Below are 250 nucleotides of genomic sequence, written 5' to 3'. Positions count from 1 at the left end.
GAGATCGCTGGATGTGGTGAAAGACTTGTTGCAGTCCTCCTGGTCACAGGCAAAGGGCTTGTCCCTTGTGTGGACTTTTAGCGTGTACATACCATAGACATCCGCAGGCCTGTCATCGTCAGTTCGTACCTGAAGCTCTCTGTAATGCTTACGTACCCAGGCATTGAAATGCGGAAATCGGGAAGAAGACACGTTTCCCGAAGGAAGGGGAGCACAGTGAATGTGAGGGGGAGCTTCCTCACCTGAAGAC

1 protein-coding gene is annotated in these 250 nt (G+C 52.0%); it reads right to left on the bottom strand.

What is annotated here, in order from left to right; translation table 11 throughout:
• A partial coding sequence (locus E1189_RS24515; protein ID WP_230459897.1) for a hypothetical protein occupies window positions 1-192 on the bottom strand: 192 nt, incomplete at its 3' end.
• Between the last annotated feature and the right edge of the window lie 58 nt (window positions 193-250).

The sequence above is a fragment of the Parendozoicomonas verongulae genome (assembly GCF_009711465.1).
In the GTDB taxonomy this organism is placed as follows: Bacteria; Pseudomonadota; Gammaproteobacteria; order Pseudomonadales; family Endozoicomonadaceae; genus Sansalvadorimonas; species Sansalvadorimonas verongulae.
The sequence above is the reverse complement of the archived record's forward strand: the minus strand, read 5'-3'. Positions and strand labels throughout refer to the sequence as shown.